Origin of the sequence: Streptomyces sp. NPDC048639 (genome assembly GCF_043199075.1) — a bacterium.
Taxonomy (GTDB): domain Bacteria; phylum Actinomycetota; class Actinomycetes; order Streptomycetales; family Streptomycetaceae; genus Streptomyces.
The window spans coordinates 890854-910746 of record NZ_JBICVP010000002.1 but is presented as its reverse complement, the minus strand read 5'-3'; the positions used below and the strand labels follow the sequence as shown (position 1 = coordinate 910746).

At 73.0% G+C, this 19893-nt stretch carries 13 protein-coding genes; 9 read left to right on the top strand and 4 right to left on the bottom strand.

Annotated elements, in window-relative coordinates:
• The first annotated feature begins 50 nt into the window (after positions 1–50).
• The 3 genes from recN to ACGFNH_RS08290 all read left to right on the top strand — a co-directional run bounded on the left by recN (position 51) and on the right by ACGFNH_RS08290 (position 4774).
• Positions 51–1814, top strand: a complete 1764-nt coding sequence (gene recN, locus ACGFNH_RS08300; RefSeq protein WP_393652265.1) for a DNA repair protein RecN — start codon at positions 51–53, stop codon at positions 1812–1814.
• Between the two features lie 567 nt (positions 1815–2381).
• Positions 2382–3281 (top strand): hypothetical protein, encoded by a 900-nt coding sequence (locus tag ACGFNH_RS08295; protein WP_393652264.1) that lies wholly within the window; start codon positions 2382–2384, stop codon positions 3279–3281.
• Positions 3282–3613: 332 nt separating this feature from the next.
• The gene (locus ACGFNH_RS08290) at positions 3614–4774 is read left to right on the top strand and encodes a glycosyltransferase family 4 protein (protein WP_393652205.1); all 1161 of its coding nucleotides are present in this window, start codon (positions 3614–3616) and stop codon (positions 4772–4774) included.
• A gap of 21 nt (positions 4775–4795) precedes the next feature.
• Here ACGFNH_RS08290 and ACGFNH_RS08285 read toward each other — a convergent pair whose 3' ends face one another.
• Positions 4796–5857 carry a LysR family transcriptional regulator gene (locus tag ACGFNH_RS08285; RefSeq protein ID WP_393652204.1) on the bottom strand — a complete coding sequence of 354 codons (1062 nt, stop codon included), beginning with the start codon at positions 5855–5857 and terminating at the stop codon, positions 4796–4798.
• 70 nt (positions 5858–5927) lie between these two features.
• Here ACGFNH_RS08285 and ACGFNH_RS08280 point away from each other — a divergent pair, with 70 nt between their 5' ends.
• On the top strand, positions 5928–6584 hold the full coding sequence (locus ACGFNH_RS08280; protein WP_393652203.1) for a maleylpyruvate isomerase family mycothiol-dependent enzyme: 657 nt from the start codon (positions 5928–5930) through the stop codon (positions 6582–6584).
• Positions 6585–6713: 129 nt separating this feature from the next.
• Here the strand turns inward: ACGFNH_RS08280 and ACGFNH_RS08275 are convergent, their stop codons facing one another.
• Positions 6714–8354: a PucR family transcriptional regulator gene (locus tag ACGFNH_RS08275; RefSeq protein ID WP_393652202.1), complete on the bottom strand. Its 1641-nt coding sequence runs from the start codon at positions 8352–8354 to the stop codon at positions 6714–6716.
• A 442-nt stretch (positions 8355–8796) separates the two neighbouring features.
• Positions 8797–9927 (bottom strand): LacI family DNA-binding transcriptional regulator, encoded by a 1131-nt coding sequence (locus ACGFNH_RS08270; RefSeq protein WP_393652201.1) that lies wholly within the window; start codon positions 9925–9927, stop codon positions 8797–8799.
• 151 nt (positions 9928–10078) lie between these two features.
• Here ACGFNH_RS08270 and ACGFNH_RS08265 point away from each other — a divergent pair, with 151 nt between their 5' ends.
• Positions 10079–11317, top strand: coding sequence for a beta-1,3-glucanase family protein (locus ACGFNH_RS08265; RefSeq protein ID WP_393652200.1), 1239 nt, complete (start codon positions 10079–10081; stop codon positions 11315–11317).
• A gap of 96 nt (positions 11318–11413) precedes the next feature.
• Here ACGFNH_RS08265 and ACGFNH_RS08260 read toward each other — a convergent pair whose 3' ends face one another.
• Entirely contained in the window at positions 11414–13222 is a 1809-nt protein-coding gene (locus ACGFNH_RS08260; RefSeq protein ID WP_393652199.1) for a glycoside hydrolase family 15 protein, read from the bottom strand.
• Between the two features lie 560 nt (positions 13223–13782).
• Between ACGFNH_RS08260 and ACGFNH_RS08255 the strand changes: the two genes are divergently transcribed.
• The 4 genes from ACGFNH_RS08255 (at position 13783) to ald (ending at position 19851) form a co-directional block, all read left to right on the top strand.
• A complete protein-coding gene (locus ACGFNH_RS08255; RefSeq protein ID WP_393652198.1) occupies positions 13783–15435 on the top strand; it encodes a CTP synthase in 1653 nt (550 codons plus the stop codon).
• A 78-nt stretch (positions 15436–15513) separates the two neighbouring features.
• Complete coding sequence (locus ACGFNH_RS08250) at positions 15514–16155, top strand: NUDIX domain-containing protein (protein ID WP_393652197.1); 642 nt, start codon at positions 15514–15516, stop codon at positions 16153–16155.
• A gap of 364 nt (positions 16156–16519) precedes the next feature.
• Positions 16520–18604 carry a tetratricopeptide repeat protein gene (locus ACGFNH_RS08245; RefSeq protein ID WP_393652196.1) on the top strand — a complete coding sequence of 695 codons (2085 nt, stop codon included), beginning with the start codon at positions 16520–16522 and terminating at the stop codon, positions 18602–18604.
• 131 nt (positions 18605–18735) lie between these two features.
• The gene (gene ald, locus ACGFNH_RS08240; protein ID WP_393652263.1) at positions 18736–19851 is read left to right on the top strand and encodes an alanine dehydrogenase; all 1116 of its coding nucleotides are present in this window, start codon (positions 18736–18738) and stop codon (positions 19849–19851) included.
• Positions 19852–19893: the final 42 nt, after the last annotated feature.

Here is a 19893-nt window from a genome sequence, read left to right as displayed (position 1 = left end):
GTCGCGCGGTGCCCTCCTAACCTCGTAAGGTCGTGTCCGTGTTGGAGGAGATGCGGATACGGTCGCTCGGGGTCATCGACGACGCCGTCGTGGAGCTGTCACCCGGCTTCACTGCGGTGACCGGTGAGACCGGCGCCGGCAAGACCATGGTCGTCACCAGCCTCGGCCTGCTCCTCGGCGGGCGAGCCGACCCCGGCCTGGTACGGATCGGGTCGAAGGCGGCAGTCGTCGAGGGGCGGATCACCCTGCCCCGGGACGCCGCGGCCGCGGTGCGCGCGGAGGAGGCGGGCGCCGAACTGGACGACGGCGCACTGCTCATCAGCCGCACGGTCTCCGCCGAGGGGAGATCCCGGGCACATCTGGGCGGGCGGTCCGTGCCGGTGGGGCTCCTCGCCGAACTCGCCGACGACCTGGTGGCCGTGCACGGCCAGACCGACCAGCAGGGGCTGCTGAAGGCGGCGCGGCAGCGGCAGGCCCTCGACCGCTATGCGGGCGAGGCCGTTGCGACGCCCCTGGAGAAGTACGGGGCCGCGTACCGGCGACTGCGGGCGGCCGCCGCCGAACTGGACGAACTGACGACGCGCGCCCGCGAGCGGGCGCAGGAGGCGGACCTGCTGCGGTTCGGCCTCGAGGAGATCGCGGCCGCGGAGCCCCGGCCCGGCGAGGACACCGAACTCGCCGCGGAGGCGGAGCGGCTCGGCCATGCCGAGGCCCTCGCCTCGGCAGCCACCGCCGCGCACCAAGGGCTCGCAGGCAACCCGGAGGACCCGGAGGGCGTGGACGCGGCCACCCTGGTCGGGGGCGCGCACCGCGCCCTGGAGACCGTACGCACCCACGATCCGGCACTGGCCGCGCTGGCCGACCGGCTCGGCGAGATCGGCATCCTGCTCTCGGACGTGGCCGGAGAGCTGGCGGGTTACGCCGACGACCTCGACGCCGACCCGCTGCGCCTGGCCGCCGTGGAGGAGCGCCGCGCCGCGCTCACGCAACTGACCCGCAAGTACGGGGAGGACATCGCCGGGGTCCTCGCCTGGTCCGAGCAGAGCGCGGCCCGGCTCGCCGAGCTGGAGGGCGACGACGACAGGATCGATGAACTCACGGCGGAGCACGACGGGCTGCGGGCCGAACTGTCCGGCCTTGCCCAGGCGTTGACGGATGCTCGGAGGGAGTCGGCGCAGCGGTTCGCCGACGCGGTCACTGCGGAACTCGCCGAGCTGGCCATGCCGCACGCGCGCGTGACCATCGACATCCGCCACACCGAGGACGCGGCCGGGATCGAGGTCGACGGGCGGACCGTCGGGTTCGGGCCGACGGGCGTCGACGAGGTCGAACTGCTCCTCGCCCCGCACCCGGGTGCGCAGCCGCGGGCCATCGCCAAGGGTGCCTCGGGCGGTGAGCTGTCGCGGGTGATGCTCGCGGTGGAGGTCGTCTTCGCCGGGTCCGAGCCTGTGCCGACCTATCTCTTCGACGAGGTGGACGCGGGCGTGGGCGGCAAGGCCGCGGTCGAGGTCGGCAGGCGTCTGGCACGGCTGGCCAAGTCCGCCCAGGTGGTGGTCGTGACGCATCTGCCGCAGGTGGCGGCGTTCGCGGACCGGCATCTGGTGGTCGAGAAGACCGACGACGGCTCGGTGACGCGCAGCGGCGTGAAGGCCATGGAGGGCGAGGACCGGGTCCGCGAACTGTCGCGCATGCTGGCGGGCCAGGAGGATTCCGAGCTGGCGCGCGCACACGCGGAGGAACTGCTCGAAGCCGCCCGCGCGGCGGCCGACCGTATGGCGGCGGACCGCCTGGCGGGGGAGGCGGCGCCGCGGTAGGGGCAGCCGCTCGGTCTCGGCCCGGCGATGGGGCGCCGCGCGTCTTGGCCTGGCGATGGGGTGCCGTGCGGCGAACGGTTCTTGACCTCACGTCAGGACCGGCGGCCCGAGGCCATGCCGTGACGGTACTGGCGGCGGCTGCAAGTGGAAGTGGCGCCCGTGCGGGATCAACTCGTCGTATGGAAGCGGCTGTTGGTGCCGACCTGCTTGCTGTCACGCAGGTGTGCGCGGTGTGTGTGCGGCGTGCGCGGACGCTCAGGGGGCCCAACGGGAGACGCTGAGGGGTATGACGCCGCGCTGCGCCCGGACGTGGGCGCCCGGCCGTTCCGCCGTACTCGCTGTGCCCGCCGTGCCCGACGCCGTTCCCGGCAGCCGGTGTTCCGTATCCGGATGCCGGGAGCGGAGCGCCCTCCGCCCACGCCCTCCACACCCGGCCGCTTCGCCGCCTCACCGCGCAACCCCCGATGCGGGACCCCCAGCCTGCGGGAATTCCTCAACCTGCCCTGCTGGAAGGGGTGATGAGGAACTAGGGTGACGGGCGATTCACCAGGTGAGGGGAGCAAGGCGATGGTGGCGGAGCCGGACGGCGGAATGCGGGGGCGGGCCGCGGCCCTGCTCGCCGCGGCTGGGGCGGCCCGTGCGGCCTACGCCGCGATGCGGCGCAAGTCCCCCGGCGGCACCGAGCTGTGGGAGCGCCGCAATCACTCCGGCCGCCTGGTCGACCTCCACGCCGGCCCCGCCGTCACCTTCGGAACAGCCCTCGCGGTCACCACCGCCCCCACCCTCCCCGTACGGGCCCGGGCCGCCGCCGCACTGGCCGTGCTCGCCGCCGGCGCTTGCGGCGCGTACGACGACATGGCGGGCCGCGGTGACCGCCGCCGCGGATTCCGGGCCCACCTCGAAGCCCTGCGCGAGGGCGAGATCACCTCGGGGACCGTCAAGCTCTTCGGGATCGGGGCCACCGGCCTTCTCGCCGGGGCACTGCTGAAACGGCGGCCCGCCGACCGCATCCTCGCCGGAGTCGTCATCGCGGGCAGCGCGCATCTGGCCAACCTCCTCGACGTACGCCCCGGCCGGGCCGCCAAGGCCGTGCTCGCCGCGGCGGCTCCCGGCCTGCTGCTCGGCGGGGCGGCCGGGGTTCTGTCCGCCGCGCCCGTCGGCGCCGTGGCCGCCGTCCTCTGCGACGACCTCGGCGAACGCACCATGCTCGGCGACACGGGAGCGCACGCCCTGGGCGCCGGGCTCGGTCTTGCGGTCGTGGCGGGCAACGGCCGTACGGGGCTGGTCCTGCACGCCGCGGCGGTCGTCGGAGCGGCGATCGTCGGCGAGGCCGTCGGAACCGGCGCTGCCTGGCGGAGGTTCGCACCACTGCGGGCCTGGGACGACCTGGGCCGCCGCCCCGAACCTGCCTCCGTCTTCTCGCGCGGCGTCACGCCCGTACGGCCCACGGGCGGGCGTGGCCGCTGACCGGCCTGCCGGGTTCGTATCCCGGTGCGCTCGCACCGGGCGCCGCGCCGCGGTGGCGAACGCACCGGCCGGGCGAACCCGGTGCCGGTCGTAGTCCGGGCAGTTCGTACGCCGGGTTGTCGTACAGGGATCGTCGTACCCCGGTCGGGTGACCGCCCCGGCGCGCGCCGGGCCGCAGTGCGCAGAATCCGCTGAGCATCCCTGCCCGCCCGGGGGCCGGTGCTGGCATGCTGGGGGCGCGCCATGCGCCACCGCCCCATCCCGTCCCACTCGTCAACCCGCCGTACCGCCCGAACCGCCTCGCGTACGACCCCGATCAGGAGCTTCACCGCGTGAGCAGCACACCGGTCCCGCCGCTGGGGCAGCCGCCCCTGCACGCGGTCCAGGTGCTGGGGCGGGGGAGTTCGGGCAGCGGGGCGCATGTGCACTCGCTGGCAGCGGGACTTGTCGCCCGGGGCGTACAGGTCTCGGTATGCGCCCCGTACGCGGCCCAGCGCGCCTACGACTTCACCGGTGCCGGGGCCCGGTTCATCCCTGCCGAGGCGCGTACGGACCCGGCCGCGCTCGCCGTGCTGCGGGCGGTCTGCGCGGACGCCGACCTCGTACACGCCCACGGGCCGCGCTCCGCAGTACGGTCCTCCCTGGCCCTCGGCTGCGCCCGCACGCCTCTGGTCGTCACCTGGCACACCGCGATCCACGCCGAGGGCGCGCGGGCCCATCTCGTACGTCTGACGGAGCGCCGGGCCGCGCGGGCCGCGACCGTTGTGCTCGGAGCGTGCTCGGAACTGGTGGAGCGCGCCAGGGAGCGCGGAGCGCGCGATGCCCGCCTCGCGCCGGTCGCCGTTCCCGCGCCCCTGCGGAAGCCCTCACCCGACGGCGCGGACGAGGCCGGCGACGACGACCGCCGGAGCACCAAGGCGCGCGCCGAACTGGGTGCGGTGGGACGGCCGTTGCTGCTAACCGTCGGCCGGCTCGAAGCCTGGCAGGGGCACGAACCGCTCCTGGACGCCGCCCGCGCGTGGCGCCGTCTGGAGCCGCAGCCGCTGCTCGTCCTGGCGGGTGAGGGCCCCGAACGCATCTGGCTGCAGCGGCGCATCGACCGGGAGGACCTGCCCGTACGGCTGCTGGGCCGCCACGAGGACGTGACCGCGCTGCTGGGCGCGGCCGATGTCGCCGTGCTGCCCAGCCGGTGGGAGGCGCGGTCCCTCTTCGCGCAGGAGGCGCTGCGCGCCGGGGTGCCGCTGGTGGCCACCGCGGTCGGTGGCGTGCCGGAACTGGTGGGGACGGCGGCCGAACTCGTCCCGTACGGTGAGCCCGCCGCGCTCGCGAACACCGTCGCACGACTGCTCGCCGACCCGCGCCGGCGCGCCGAACTGGCCCTGGCGGGACCGGAACAGGCAGCGACGTGGCCGACGGAGGACGACACCGTGGCACAGGTACTGAGCGTCTACGACGAACTCGACGCCCGCTGCCGGTCCGCCTCGCAGCGCTGACCGGGGTATGACGACCGGCCGTCAGCCTCCTCCGGCCCCCTCCGCTCCCTCCGCCGACCCGGCCCCGGAAGCGGCCGTCACGCCCCCGTCCTGGTCCTTGCCCCCGGCCGCCGCCTCTGCGTCCTGGTCCTCGTCCCCGGCCGCTTCCGTCCTGGTCCGGGCTTCCGTCCCGGTCCGCGCTCCGGGAAGTGCCGTACGCAGCAGGTCCAGCAGCGCCCGCGCCGCCGGGCCCGTGGGCCCGCTCGCCCGCCAGGCCAGGGCGATCCGGCCGCGCGGCCGCGGCTCGGTGAGCAACATGGTCCGCAGTCCGGAGGCCAATGCCGCATCCGGCGGCAGAGCCGGGACCACGGCGACGCCCAACCCCCGCGCGGCGAGCTGGGTCAGCAGTGCCGGTGAGGCCGCCTCGAAGGCGATCCGCGGCCGGAAGCCCGCCTGCGCGCACGCGTGATCGAGGACGCCGCGCAGCCCGGATCCGCGAGGGAGACTGATCAGGGGGCGGTCGCGGAGCGCCGTCAACGGAACGCTTGTACGGCCCGGTTCCTCCAGGAGCGGATCGCCGGGGGCGACGGCGGCGACCAGGGGTTCGTCGACCACGATCCGCAGTGCGATGCCCGGCGGGGGGCCCTCGTCCACCAACCCGGCCAGAGCGATGTCGAGTTCACCGCGTTGCACCGCCGTGAGCATCCGCTCCGAGGTGTCCTCGCTGAGGGCGATCTCGACGTGCGGATGGTCCCGATGGAAACCGGCCAGGACGGTGGCGATGTCGAACTCATGGGCGGCGGCGCCCGAGACGAGCCCGATCCCGACCCGGCCGCGCAGCAGCCCGGTGAACGCATCCACCGTCTCCCGTACCCCCTCGACCGCGGCGATCGCGGCCCGCGCGTACGGCAGGACGGCCTCGCCCACCTCCGTCGGGGTCACCGACCGGCCGGAGCGGTCGAGGAGCGGCTGGCCGAGTTCCCGTTCCAGCTGCCGGATCCGGGCGCTCAGGCCCGGCTGGGCCAGGTGCAGACGGGCTGCGGCACGGGTGAAGCCGGCCTCCTCCACCACAGCGACGAAGTACTGCAGTTGACGAAGCTCCATAACCGATGATGCTAGCCAGCAGAAGAACTGTCTCTTGGACTATGGCCCTCGCCGTCGACACCCTTGAGTCATGGGGAACTTGACGACATACCGCCCGTCCACGCAGGACATCAAGGCCGCAATCGTCGCGGAGCGCGGGGAGTTGGCGGACCTGCTCGACGAACTGCCGTTGGAGGCATGGGATGCGCCGAGCCTGTGCGGGGGGTGGCGGGTGCGCGAAGTCGCGGCCCACATGACCCTGGGGTTCCGGTACTCGCGTCTGGAGGTGGCGGCCCAACTCCTCAAGGCACGCGGCAGTCTGCACCGGATGACCGACCGGTGCGCCCGGCGGGACGTGGAGCGCCACTCGACGGAGCGGCTCGCCGCGTTTCTCCGCGAGAACGCGCACCACCCCTGGACGCCCCCGGTCGGTGGGCAGGCGGCGGCGCTCGGCCACGATGTCGTCCACGGCCTGGACATCACGGTCGCCCTGGACCACGCCCGCCGGATTCCCGAGGACCGCGTACGCATCCTGCTGACCACGGTCACCCCGCGCACCTGCCGGTTTTTCGGAGCCGACCTGAGAGGCGTCCAACTCCGGGCCGATGACCTGGACTGGTCCTTCGGCAGCGGACCCACCGTGTCCGGCGCCGCCCAGGACCTGCTGCTCGTCGCCTACGGCCGGAAGCTTCCGCCGGGGCGTCTGTGCGGCGAGGCGAGCGGACGCTTCGAAACGGCCACCGCCTGACGCGCACGGCCCCCGCGCTTCCGCACCCCGCGCTTCCGCACCCCGCGCTTCCGCGTTTCGCGAACCGGCCGCGCACCCCGCGCCTCGGCCCCGCGCCGCAGTGTCCATGGGCGCCGCCCTCCACCCCAGTCAGGGAGCGTGACGGCGGGCCTGCAGCGCGAGGTTGAGGGTCAGAACCGCCTGCGGGTCGTCGAGATCGGTGATCAGCAGATGCGAGATGCGGGCCAGACGGTCGTACAGGGTCTGGCGGTTGAGGTGGAGTTCGCGCGCCGTCTCCGCCTTGTTCCCCGCGTGGGCGAGATACGCCTCCAGCGTGGGAAGGAGCGGCGGGCGGGCCGTACGGTCGTGGGCGATCAGCGGGCCGATCGCCCGGTCCACGAAGGCCGCCAGATCGGGGTGGTCGCGCAGACGCCACAGCAGCAGATCGATGTCGAGGCGGCGCGCGTCGTACCACGGCCTCGGCGGCAGCCCCTGTGCGGCTGTCGCCGCCTCCGCCGCGTGCCGCAGGCCCGGGCCCGCGTTCGCCCAGTCGCCCGCGACGCCCACGACGACCGCGGGCGGCAGGACTCCGGCGCGTTCGAGCCCGGCCCGTTCGATGCCGGCGCGCAGGGCGGCGGCGACCCGGTCGGCGGCGGCGGACCGCTCGGACTCCGAGCGCAGGCCGAGCAGCAGCGGAACCCGGCCCTCCACCGGCCGTACGCCCATCAGCACCGGTAGTCCGACCGTGCTCAGCTCCTCCTGCACCGCGCGGACGAGCACCGCCCAGTCGCCGGGCGGGATGAGTTCGGCCGGCAGCCGCATGACGACCGGCAGCAACAGCCCGCCGGACGGCCGGAATCCGAGGACGCGCGCCTGGGCGGGAGCGTCCTCGGCCGCGGTACGGCCCTCGGCGAGATCGGTGAGGAAGTCGCCGCGGCCGCGCGCCGCGAGCTCGTCCTCCTGCCGGGCCTGCATCAGGACGACCGCGAGCAGCCCGGCCGTACGCTCCGCGGCGATCCGGTGCACCGGGGCGAGCGGGCGGTCGACGGGGAGGATCACCAGCCGGGCGCGTACGGCGCCGGGGCCGGGTCCGCCGCCCGGGATGTCGACCGTGACGCCGCCGGCGGGGAGTTCGGCCGAACGGCCGGAACGCTGCCGACGCATGCCGTCCCACACCTGCACCGGATCGGCGGCGGCACCATCGGGAGCCGGCCCGCCGGCGGCACCGGCCGCGTACAGCAACTGCCCGTCCGGGGTCTCCAGGAACACCGGGTTGCCCGCGAACTCCGCGAGCAGCCGCAGCACATCCGGTGCACCGCCGCCGCGCAGCAGCAGCTCCGTGCAACGCCGGTGCACCTCCTCCGCGCTGCGCAGCATCGCGTAGTGCCCGTTGACGATCTCGGTGTGGATCTCCTCGGTGACGGTCACGAACGGGACTTGGCGGTGCAGTTGTACGAGGGGCAGATCGCAGGAGCGCGCGGTGTCCACGAGGGCGGCGGGCAACTCCGTGAAGCGGCCGCCCAGCTCGACGACGAGCGCCGCGATGCCGCGCTCGGCCAGCTTGCGGATGAACGTGCGCTGGTCGGCCGGGCGCGCACCGAGCCCGAGGCCGGTGGTCAGGAGCAGCTCGCCGCCCTTGAGGAGGGAGGCGATGTCGGGCACCTCGCCCGCGTGGACCCAGCGGACCGGCCGGTCGAGGCGGTCCTCCGACGCGACGACCTCGGGGAGGCCGCGACGGAGAGCGGGCAGTTCGAGTGCCCGCCGTACCGTGATCCCGGCCTGAGCTTCCATGACGCGGACGCTACCCCGCGTGCGTGGGCCGCGCACAATCCCGGGAGGGACGGGCCGGGGCCGGCGGGCGGACGACAGGACCGGACGGGAGTGCGCGCCGCGACCCGAACCGCCCGACGGACCTCTTGCCCCTACCCGCGCCCCGGATGCCGAGCTCTTCCCGGAGCCTTCCCCCAGCCCTTCCCGGACCCGAGTCCCGTGCCCCCTCAGCCCCGGATCCCGTACTCCGCGTCCGCCGGAGTCCGTCGCCCCAGGAGCCTCCGACCCCGGACGGTGTCCGCTGGTCGGGGCATCCCGGCGGTAGCAGGTGGGGGAGAACCGCACGGCGGAGGGTCGGCTCGTATGCGACGCGCGCGGCGCACTCCGGCGACTCCGACAACGCAGCGAGGTGCCGTTTCCGAGCGCGAGCGGGACGCCCCTTCCGTCCCTTCGACGACAGACCCTAGGCCGAGGCGCGGATCACCAGCCGCGCCGGGGTGATCACCGGCGTGAGCGGCTCGCCCTCCGACGGCGCACCCTCCGACGGTGCGCCCTCCGCCTCCGACGCGGTACGGGCCGTCCCCTCCGCCGTCGGACCCCCCGTCCCTTCCGGGCCGCCGGCAGGCGCCACGCCCAGGCGCCGCAGCAGCAGGGCGGCCATCATGCGCCCCATCTCCTCGACGTCCTGGTGGACGGTGGTGAGCGGCGGCTCGGCCCAGGCCGCGGGCTCCATGTCGTCGTAGCCGACGACGGCCACGTCCTTCGGCACCTGCCGTCCCGCCGCCCGCAGGGCGCGCAGCGCGCCCGTCGCCATGAGGTCGGAGCCCGCGAACACCGCGTCCAGATCGGGGGTGTTGACCAGCAGTTCGTTCATGGCGTGCTCGCCGCCCTCCGCCGTGAAGTCACCGCGGGCCAGCAGCGCGGGGTCCGGCCGCGAGACGCCGAGGGCTTCGCAGTAGCCGTCGAGCCGGTCGGTCGCCGAGGTCTGGTCGAGGGGGCCGGTGATGACGGCGATGCGCCGACGGCCCTGGGCAAGGAGGTACTCCACGGCCTGGCGGGCCCCGCCGCGGTTGTCGTTGTCGACATAGAGCAGCCCGCTTTCGCCGTCCGCCTCCGCCCAGCCGGGACGGCCGCCGAAGACCGTGGGCAGCCCGGAGGAGGCGGCCATCGACGGCAGCGGGTCGTCGCTGTGCAGGGAGAACATCAGGGCGCCGTCGACATGGCCGCCGGAGAGATAGCGGCCGATCCGCGGGTAGTCCCGCGGGTGCTCGACGAGCAGGAGCAGGAGCTGGGTGTCGTTCGCCGACAGTTCGCGACTGATGCCGCGGAGCTGCTGGGCGAAGAAGGGGTCGGAGAACACGCGCCGCTCGGGCTCGGCGATGACCACCGCCACCGCCCCCGTACGCCGGGTGACCAGACTTCGGGCCGCGCTGTTGGGGACATAGCCGAGATCGGCCACGGAGCGTTGCACCTTCTCGCGCACCGCGTCACGTACGCCCGCACTGCCGTTGACCACACGCGACACGGTGGCGCGGGAAACCCCGGCGTGTGCGGCGACGGCTTCCAGCGTGGGGCGGGGTTCGGGCACGGTCAACTCCTTGTTCTTCGCGGAGGCTTGACGCTACCGCCTCTTGTCGGCAATGTGCTGGGTCAGGGACGTGAGAGCGCTCTCTTCCACCATGCTCTCACCTTCTCCCACGCCCATCTCCTCCCGTCCCCCCACCACGAAGAGGAGCGAGAAGAACATGCCTACCAGCAAGCACCGCGCAGACGCGCCCCCGCTGAGCCGCCGCAGGCTTCTCGGGCTCGCCGCCGGAGCCGCCGGCGGGATCGGAGCCGGCCTCGCCGTCGGATCCGCCCGCGCCTCGGATGCCCCCGCGCGAAGGGCACGCCCCGCCGCCCGCACGGGCACGCGTGCGGCCGCGGGCCTGCCGCTCACCGTCTCCAACAGGACAGGGGAATTCGCCAATACGTCGATATGGCTCTACATCGTCGGCAACGACGGGCAGCAGCAGGTCCGGGTCACCCCCGACGGCGAGCTGAAGCCCGTCGCCCTCTCCGACAACGGCTCCGACGGCTTCACCGACTACGCCATCCCGCTCGCCGGCTCCGGCGACACCACCCTCACGCTCCCGCCCCTCTCCGGCCGGATCTACGCGGCACTCGGCGACAAGTTGAAGGTCAAGGCCGTCGAGGACGGGGACGGCAAGGCCGCGCTCGCCTACCCGGCGGGCTGGGTGGAGTCCGACCCCAACCACCCCGTGCTGCACGACTGCGCCGAGTTCACTTACAACGACCGCGGCATGTTCTGCAACACCACCATGGTCGACATGTTCAGCGTCCCCATGGCCATCCACCTCACGGGGGCCAAGGACCAGACGACCGGCACCCTCAAGGACGGCGGCCGGGAAAGGATCTTCTCCGACGTCGCCGCCCAGGACGCCTTCTCCCGGCTCGTCATCGACGACCGCCGCGTGATCGCACCCGGTCACGGGCTGGACGCCGGGCTGTTCGCGGAGGACCACTTCGCGTCGTACATCGACGAGGTGTGGAACACGTACGCGTCCAAGGACCTCACCGTCACCACCAACGCCGGGACCTTCACCGGCAGGGTCAGCGGCGGAAGGCTGTCCTTCACCGGACCCGGCTCGGTGTCCTTCGGCAAGCCGTCGACGCGGGATGTGCTCTTCTGCGACGGCGCGCTGGCCGCACCGAACGACCCCGAGGGGATCGTGGGTCCCGTGGCAGCGATCCTCGGTGCCGCGTTCAACCGCACCACGCTGCACGAGCGGCTCGCCCAGCCGGCCACCGACCCCGCCGGTTTCTACGGGACGGACGCGGCCCACCACTACGCCAAGGCGATGCACGGGGCGTCGGAGGACGGCAAGGCGTACGGCTTCGCCTTCGACGACGTGGCGGGATTCGCCTCGTACATCGAGGACGGCGCCCCCGCGAGCATGACGCTCACGCTGACGCCGTTCTGAGCCGTTCCCCGGTCGCTCACCTCGCCGTCGTGACGGGAGCCGCGAAGACCGCTCCTCCCGCCACGGCGGCGGACGGCGACAGCACGCCGGACGGGCTCAGCCCCCGTACGCGCCCGAGGCCGTCAGCCGCAGCGCCGTGTCGATCAACGGCACATGGCTGAACGCCTGCGGGAAGTTCCCGACCTGGCGCTGCAGCCGCGGGTCCCACTCCTCAGCGAGCAGCCCCAGGTCGTTGCGCAGCGACAGCAGCTTCTCGAAGAGCTTCCGGGCCTCGTCCACCCGGCCGATCATGGCCAGGTCGTCCGCGAGCCAGAACGAGCAGGCGAGGAAGGCGCCTTCGTCGCCTTCCAGACCGTCCACGCCCTTCTCGTCGCCCTGCGTCGGATAGCGCAGCAGGAAGCCGTCCTCGGTGCCCAGTTCGCGCTGGATCGCCTCGATGGTGCCGATGACGCGCTTGTCGTCCGGCGGCAGGAAGCCCATCTGCGGGATGAGCAGCAGCGAGGCGTCCAGCTCCTTGGAGCCGTAGTACTGCGTGAAGGTGTTGCGCTCCTTGTCGTAACCCTTCTCGCACACCGTGCGGTGGATCTCGTCGCGCAGCTCGCGCCACCGCTCCAGCGGCCCGTCCACCTCGCCGGACTCGATGAGCTTCACCGTGCGGTCCACGGCGACCCAGGCCATGACCTTGGAGTGGACGAAGTGGCGTCGGGGGCCGCGGACCTCCCAGATGCCCTCGTCCGGCTCGTTCCAGTGATCCTCGAGGTACTTGATCAGCTTGAGCTGGAGCAGGGAGGCGTAGTCGTTGCGCGCCAGGCCGGTCATGTGGGCCAGGTGCAGGGCCTCGGTGACCTCTCCGTAGACATCGAGCTGAAGCTGTCCCGCCGCGCCGTTGCCGACCCGGACCGGCCGGGAGTTCTCGTAGCCGGGAAGCCAGTGCAGCTCGGTCTCGCCCAGCTCCCGCTCGCCCGCGATCCCGTACATGATCTGCAGGTTCTCCGGGTCCCCCGCGACCGCGCGGAGCAGCCACTCGCGCCAGGCGCGCGCCTCGTCGCGGTAGCCGGTGCGCAGCAGCGACGACAGGGTGATCGCGGCGTCGCGGAGCCAGGTGAAGCGGTAGTCCCAGTTGCGGCTGCCGCCGATGTCCTCGGGCAGCGAGGTGGTGGGCGCCGCGACGATGCCGCCGGTCGGCCCGTACGTCAGCGCCTTGAGCGTGATCAGCGAGCGGACCACCGCGTCCCGGTACGGGCCGTGGTAGGTGCACTGCTCGACCCACTCGCGCCAGAAGTCCTCGGTCGCCTCCAGCGACGCCTCGGGCTCGGGCAGCTGGGGCGGCTCCTTGTGCGAAGGCTGCCAGCTGATGGTGAAGGCGATCCGCTCGCCGGGGGAGACGGTGAAGTCCGAGAATGTGGTGAGGTCCTCGCCGCGGGTCTCGATGGGGGTGTCCAGCCAGACCGAGTCCGGGCCGGCGACCGCCACGGTCCGCCCGTCGATCTTGTGCACCCAGGGTGTGACCCAGCCGTACGAGAAGCGCATCTTCAGCGCCGACCGCATCGGCACCCGACCGCTGACGCCTTCCACGATCCGGATCAGCTGCGGTGCCCCGTCACGCGGCGGCATGAAGTCGATCACCCTCACCGTGCCGCGCGGGGTGTCCCACTCGGACTCCAGTACAAGGGAGTCGCCCTGGTAGCGGCGGCGGTCCGCGGCGGGGGGCTCGGTGCCCTCCTTGTGCGCCGGGCCGAGTCTCCAGAATCCGTGCTCGTCCGTGCCGAGCAGACCCGCAAAGATCGAATGCGAGTCGAAGCGCGGGAGGCACAGCCAGTCGGCCGTGCCGTCCCTGCAGACCAGGGCAGCGGTCTGCATGTCTCCGATGAGAGCGTAATCCTCGATACGCCCGGCCACGTGCATCTCCAGTCGAACGGCTGGGCGCCCCTCAGGGCGTCTTGCGGTCAGGGGAACTTTGACGAGCTCATGTTCCGGGGGGTGGGCGGGGGTGGTGCCGTACCGGCTCGCTCGCTGATGTGTCCGAGCAGGATACGACGCGCGGTAGTGATCTGTGCGACCGTCCCGGCAAGCTCCCTGAGCCTGTCGGGTGAGCCACCTCCGGTGCCGGTTCGGAGCCCGGTCCCGTAACGGAACCGCAGGTCCGCCCCGTAACGGAACCACGGGTCGATCCCGTACCGGAACCGCGGGTCGATCCCGCACCGCAGGATGCCGGTGCCGAACCCGACCGGGCGCCGCACCAAACCCTGCCCGGCCCCGAAAGCCGGGGCGGACTGGCCTGAAGCGGTCTCCCGCTGTCGCTGATACCCTGGTAGCCCGTGGACCGGTGGGGCCCACCCCTGGTGAAGGCACCCCCGAACCGCAGCGACGGCATCCCCTCGGAACCACTCCGGACCAGGGTACGGCCGGCCCGCACTTCACGACGCGACCACGGGAGCCCCCTCTTGGCACTGCCGCCCAAATCCATGACGACCAGGCACCTCTTCGTCACGGGGGGTGTCGCCTCATCGCTCGGCAAGGGGCTCACCGCCTCCAGCCTGGGTGCGCTGCTCAAGGCGCGGGGCCTGCGGGTCACCATGCAGAAACTGGACCCGTACCTCAACGTCGATCCTGGCACGATGAACCCGTTCCAGCACGGTGAGGTATTTGTCACCAACGACGGTGCCGAGACGGACCTGGACGTCGGGCACTACGAGCGCTTCCTCGATGTCGACCTCGACGGCTCGGCGAACGTCACCACCGGGCAGGTCTACTCGACGGTGATCGCCAAGGAGCGGCGCGGCGAGTACCTGGGCGACACCGTGCAGGTCATCCCGCACATCACCAACGAGATCAAGCACCGCATCCGCCGGATGGCGACCGACGACGTGGACGTCGTCATCACCGAGGTCGGAGGCACGGTCGGCGACATCGAGTCGCTGCCCTTCCTGGAGGCCGTGCGGCAGGTCCGCCACGAGGTGGGCCGGGACAACGTGTTCTTCGTCCATGTCTCCCTCCTCCCGTACATCGGGCCGTCCGGCGAGCTGAAGACCAAGCCGACCCAGCACTCCGTCGCTGCGCTGCGCAACATCGGTATCCAGCCGGATGCCATTGTCCTGCGCGCGGACCGGGAAGTTCCCCAGTCCATCAAGCGCAAGATCTCCCTTATGTGCGACGTCGACGAGGCCGCCGTGGTTGCCGCGATCGACGCGAAATCGATCTACGACATCCCGAAGGTGCTCCACGGCGAGGGCCTGGACGCGTACGTGGTGCGCCGGCTCGACCTGCCCTTCCGCGACGTCGACTGGACCCAGTGGGACGACCTGCTGCGCCGCGTCCACGAGCCCGAGCACGACATCACCCTGGCTCTGGTCGGCAAGTACATCGACCTGCCCGACGCCTACCTTTCGGTGACCGAGGCGCTGCGCGCGGGCGGGTTCGCCAACAACGCCCGCGTCAAGATCAAGTGGGTGACCTCGGACGACTGCCGGACGCCTGCCGGAGTCAAGCAGCAACTGGCCGACGTCGACGCGATCTGCATCCCCGGAGGCTTCGGCGAGCGCGGCGTCGACGGCAAGGTTTCGGCCATCACCTTCGCCCGCGAGAACAAGATCCCGCTGCTGGGCCTCTGCCTGGGCCTCCAGTGCATCGTCGTCGAGGCGGCGCGGAACCTGGCCGGCATCACGGACGCCAACTCCACCGAGTTCGACGCCTCCACCGCCCACCCCGTGATCTCCACCATGGCGGAGCAGCTCGACATCGTCGCGGGCGAGGGCGACATGGGCGGCACCATGCGCCTGGGCATGTACCCGGCCAAGCTGGCCGAGGGCTCCATCGTCCGCGAGGTCTACGGTGACCAGCCGTACGTGGAGGAGCGCCACCGCCACCGCTACGAGGTCAACAACGCCTACCGCGCCGAACTCGAGAAGAACGGCGTGGTCTTCTCCGGCACCTCGCCCGACAACAAGCTGGTGGAGTACGTGGAGTACCCGCGCGACGTCCACCCCTACCTCGTCGGCACCCAGGCGCACCCCGAGCTGCGCTCCCGCCCCACCCGGCCGCACCCGCTCTTCGCGGGCCTGGTGAAGGCGGCCGTCGAGCGGCAGCAGGCAGCGCGCCAGCGGAGCACAAAGGTCTGACCGATACGGTGGGCAGGGGTACGGGCCACGCACGTTCCGTACCCCCGCACCATCGTTCCCCGGGAGGTCTCCCAGCTCATGGGCCAGCACAGCGAGCGCTTGCGCGACACGGCGGAGGAGTGGCGGATCGTCGACACCGCCACCCCGTTCACCGGCAACAAGACCAGCGTCCGTACGGACCGCGTCAGCATGCCGGACGGCACGGTCGTCAATCGCGACTACCAGGTCCACCCGGGCTCGGTGGCGGCCCTCGCCCTCGACGACGCAGGCCGGGTGCTCGTGCTGCGCCAGTACCGCCACCCGGTGCGCCAGAAGCTCTGGGAGATCCCCGCGGGGCTGCTCGACGTCCCCGGCGAGAACCCGCTCCACGCGGCTCAGCGCGAGCTGTACGAGGAGGCGCACGTCAAGGCCGAGGACTGGCGGGTCCTCACCGACGTCTACACCACGCCCGGCGGCTGCGACGAGGCCGTGCGGATCTTCCTCGCCCGGAATCTGTCCGAGGCCGAGGGCGAGCGCTTCGACGTCTCCGAGGAAGAGGCGGACATGGAGCACGCCCGGGTTCCGCTCCAGGACCTCGTACGCGGGGTGCTGGCGGGCGATCTGCACAACAACTGCCTTGTCGTGGGCGTTCTCTCGCTGGCCGCGGCCCTCGCGGGGGACGGCATCGACGCGCTGCGCCCGGCCGACGCGCCGTGGCCGGCCCGTCCGTTCGAGGCGTAGCCGCTCCCCTCCGGCGAGGCCGGTCCGCGGCCCCCCCCGCGCCGGCGCCTGCCGCAGCCCCGTGCCCCGCCGCAATCCCGTGTCCGGTCGTAGTCCCTGCGCCGGCCGCGGTCCCCGTGCCCGGCCGGGCCGCCGCCGCTCGGCAGTCGCCCGGCCCGCCGGCTGCGGTCGCGATGATCCGATGCGGTGATCTTCGGGCGCCTCAACCGCCCTGCCCCGCACGGCCCGTCGCGCATTCTGAACTACGCTCGGATCCTTCCCGTCCGCAGCCGCGGCGGGCCGGTGCGCGGGCACGGGGCGGCTCTGAAGACCCCGGCCGCGCCGGGGACACCCCGCCCCGAAGGCAGGGGAAGGGAGCGTGGCCGTGGCGGACCAGGCACTGGATCCGGGCGGGCGCGCGCAGAAGTCCCGGGGCCGGACCCCCGGCGGCGGCGCTGCACGACCGGCCGCCCCAGGCTTCCGCGGCCGGATCCGCGAGCTGAAGGCGCTGCGCGAGGACATCGCCCAGGCCGGGCTCGACACCCTCTCCGGACGCAAGTCCGCCCGCGCGCGCGTGCTGCTCATCGCCGGCGGGCCGGGCTCGGGACGGACCGCGCTCGCCGAGGAGTTCGCCCGGCAGGTGGCGGACGACTATCCCGACGGTGTGCTGCGTGCCCGGCTCACCCGGCCCGGCGGACGGCCCGTCCCCACGGCCCGTACCGCCCGCGACCTCCTCGCCGCGCTCGGCACCTCCGGCGCTCCCGGCTCGGACGAGGAGGATCTCGCGGAGGCGTTGCGGGAAGCCCTGGCCGGGCGGCGGTTCGTGCTGCTGCTCGACGACGCCGGGGACCCCGAGCAGGTGCATCCGCTGATTCCCGACGAGCACGACTGCCTGGTCCTCGCCACCTCCGAGGGGCCTCTGACCGGGGTGCCGGACGTACGGCCGTGCGCGCTCGGCGGCCTCGACGCCGACGCCGCCGTCGAAGTCCTCGCCCATCACGCCGGTGGCCGGACCCGGTTCACCGTCGACCCGGTCGCCGCCCGCTCACTCGTCGAGGAGTGCGCGGGCCAGCCCGCGGCCCTGGTCCTCGCGGGCGGCTGGCTCGCCTCGCGGCCCAAGGCCTCGGTCGCCGATCTGGCCCAGCGGCTGCGCGACATGCCGCTGGGGGAGGAGCACGCCCAAGGACGTCGCGCCCTGGCCCGCGCCTTCCGCCTCGTGTACGAGGAGCTGCCCCCGCCCGCGGCCCGGATGCTGCGCCTGCTGGTGCTGGCCCCCGCGGGCTGCGTCGACGCGCACATCGCCTCCGCGCTGGCCGGGTGCTCGGTGACCGCCGCGCAGGGCACCCTCGATCTCTTCGCGGCGCAGGGGCTGCTGCGCTGCGCCGAAGGACCGCGGCACGGTCTGCCGGAGTACGGCGTACCGGGCTGTCTCGCCCCGTTCCTCCGGGCGCTGCTCCAGGACCGGGACAAGCCCTCCGAGGTGCTGCTGGCCCGCGCCCGGATGCTGGAGCGGACCGTACGGCAGCTCCAGTCCTGCCGGGCGACCGCCGAGCCCGTGGACTCGCCCGCCCGCAAGCGGCTGGCCGGGCTGCCCAAGGCGCTGCGCTTCCCCACCGAGGAAGCGGCCGCGGAGTGGCTCGACTCGCGGCTCCCGGTGCTGCTGGCCGCCGCCGTGCTCGCGGTCGAGGACGGTGAACTGGACACCCAGGCACGGCGGCTGGTCTCCGCGCTCGTACGAGCCCTGATCGCGCACCGGGGCGAGGAGGGCGCGGCCCCCGAGCTCTACCCCCTGCACGAGCTGGTGCTGGGGGTCGCCGAGCGGCGGGGCCTGAAGGTGGAGCAGGCCGCCGCGCTCCTCAATCTGGCCGATCTGGACACCGAGGCGGGCCGCGCACGCGCCGCCCTGGCCCGCTACCGGAGCGCCCTGGACGCCGCACGGGCCGCCGGGGACCCGCTGCTCACCGTGCGCGCCCTGGAGTCCCTGGGTGGCACGTACCAGGAGCTGGAGGACTGGGAGCGGGCCGCGGACTGGTACGGCCGGGCCCTGTCCGTACGGCTCGCGCGCAACGAACCGGCCGAGCAGGCGCGTCTCTACGGACGGTTGGGTGCGGTGCACTGCTACGCCGGGAGCTGGGGCGAGGCGATGCGGAACTGGCGCGCGGCGGCGGCCGGCTACCGCCGGCTGCGCGACGACCGGGGCCACGCGCGGGCGCTGGGCGAGATGGCGCGGGTGCAGGAGTACGCGGGCCGGCCCGACGAGTCGCTGCGCACCTGCGAGGACGCCTTGTCATGCGCGATGCGAGCCGGGGACCGCCGGCTCCAGGCCGCGCTGCAGATGCGCATGGCGGACACCCTGGACCGCCTCGGCGACCCGGCGGCTGCCCGGATACGGCGTGGTGCTGCAGACAGGCTGCTCAGCGACACGCCGGGAGTTGCCTGCGAAATCCGTGGCGGTCTGCCAAAAGATTAATGCTTTGAAAGGCTAGACAGCGCGACGTCCTTCAATAGACTGGTTGCGCCGCACCGCGTGGCGGTGACATCCCGTATGCAGTCGCATGCTGGGGTTTGTACACAATCCCCCATTCAAGGACCGTGATCGACGTGAAGGTCGGCATCCCCCGCGAGGTCAAGAACAACGAGTTCCGGGTGGCCATCACCCCCGCCGGCGTGCTCGAGCTCGTCCGCAATGGCCACGAGGTCTTCGTGGAGCAGGGCGCCGGCCTGGGCTCCTCCATCCCGGACGAGGAGTACGTCTCCGCCGGGGCGAACATCCTCCCGACCGCCGACGAGGTCTGGGCCACTGCCGACCTGCTGCTCAAGGTGAAGGAGCCCATCGCGGAGGAGTACCACCGCCTGCGCAAGGACCAGACGCTCTTCACCTACCTGCACCTGGCCGCCTCCCGTGCGTGCACGGACGCCCTGCTGGAGTCCGGCACCACCTCCATCGCCTACGAGACGGTGGAGACCGCGAACCGCGCGCTGCCGCTGCTCGCCCCGATGTCCGAGGTCGCGGGCCGCATCGCCCCGCAGGTCGGTGCGTACCACCTGATGCGCTCGGCCGGCGGCCGCGGTGTGCTGCCCGGCGGTGTCCCGGGCGTCGCCCCGGCCAAGGCCGTCGTCATCGGCGGCGGCGTCTCCGGCTGGGAGGCCGCGCAGATCGCCATCGGAATGGGCTTCCGCGTCACCCTGCTCGACAAGAACATCAACCGGCTGCGCGAGGCCGACAAGATCTTCGGCGCCAAGGTGCAGACGATCGTCTCCAACGCCCTGGAGCTGGAGAAGGCGGTCCTCGACGCCGACCTCGTCATCGGCGCGGTGCTCATCCCGGGTGCAAAGGCGCCGAAGCTCGTCACCAACGAGCTGGTGTCCCGGATGAAGCCGGGAAGTGTGCTTGTCGACATTGCGATCGACCAGGGCGGCTGCTTCGAGGACTCGCGTCCCACCACGCACGCCGAGCCGACCTTCCAGGTCCACAACTCCGTGTTCTACTGCGTCGCCAACATGCCGGGCGCGGTGCCCAACACCTCGACGTACGCGCTGACCAACGCGACGCTGCCGTACATCGTCGAGCTGGCCAACCGCGGCTGGGTGGAGGCGCTGCGCCGCGACGCCGCGCTCGCCAAGGGTCTCAACACCCATGACGGGCAGGTCGTCTACGGCCCCGTGGCCGAGGCGCACGGCCTGCAGTCGGTGGAGCTGAGCTCGCTCCTCGGCTGAGTTTTCGGGGAGTCACCCGACAGGGTGTCAACGCCCTTCGTC

What these genes read in the sequence shown, in the direction of transcription:
- recN (WP_393652265.1), top strand. Translation starts at nt 51, where the DNA reads ATGCGGATACGGTCGCTCGGGGTCATCGACGACGCCGTCGTGGAGCTG.
- ACGFNH_RS08295 (WP_393652264.1), top strand. Translation starts at nt 2,382, where the DNA reads ATGGTGGCGGAGCCGGACGGCGGAATGCGGGGGCGGGCCGCGGCCCTG.
- ACGFNH_RS08285 (WP_393652204.1), bottom strand. Translation starts at nt 5,857, where the DNA reads ATGGAGCTTCGTCAACTGCAGTACTTCGTCGCTGTGGTGGAGGAGGCC.
- ACGFNH_RS08280 (WP_393652203.1), top strand. Translation starts at nt 5,928, where the DNA reads ATGGGGAACTTGACGACATACCGCCCGTCCACGCAGGACATCAAGGCC.
- ACGFNH_RS08275 (WP_393652202.1), bottom strand. Translation starts at nt 8,354, where the DNA reads ATGGAAGCTCAGGCCGGGATCACGGTACGGCGGGCACTCGAACTGCCC.
- ACGFNH_RS08265 (WP_393652200.1), top strand. Translation starts at nt 10,079, where the DNA reads ATGCCTACCAGCAAGCACCGCGCAGACGCGCCCCCGCTGAGCCGCCGC.
- ACGFNH_RS08260 (WP_393652199.1), bottom strand. Translation starts at nt 13,222, where the DNA reads ATGCACGTGGCCGGGCGTATCGAGGATTACGCTCTCATCGGAGACATG.
- ACGFNH_RS08255 (WP_393652198.1), top strand. Translation starts at nt 13,783, where the DNA reads ATGACGACCAGGCACCTCTTCGTCACGGGGGGTGTCGCCTCATCGCTC.
- ACGFNH_RS08250 (WP_393652197.1), top strand. Translation starts at nt 15,514, where the DNA reads ATGGGCCAGCACAGCGAGCGCTTGCGCGACACGGCGGAGGAGTGGCGG.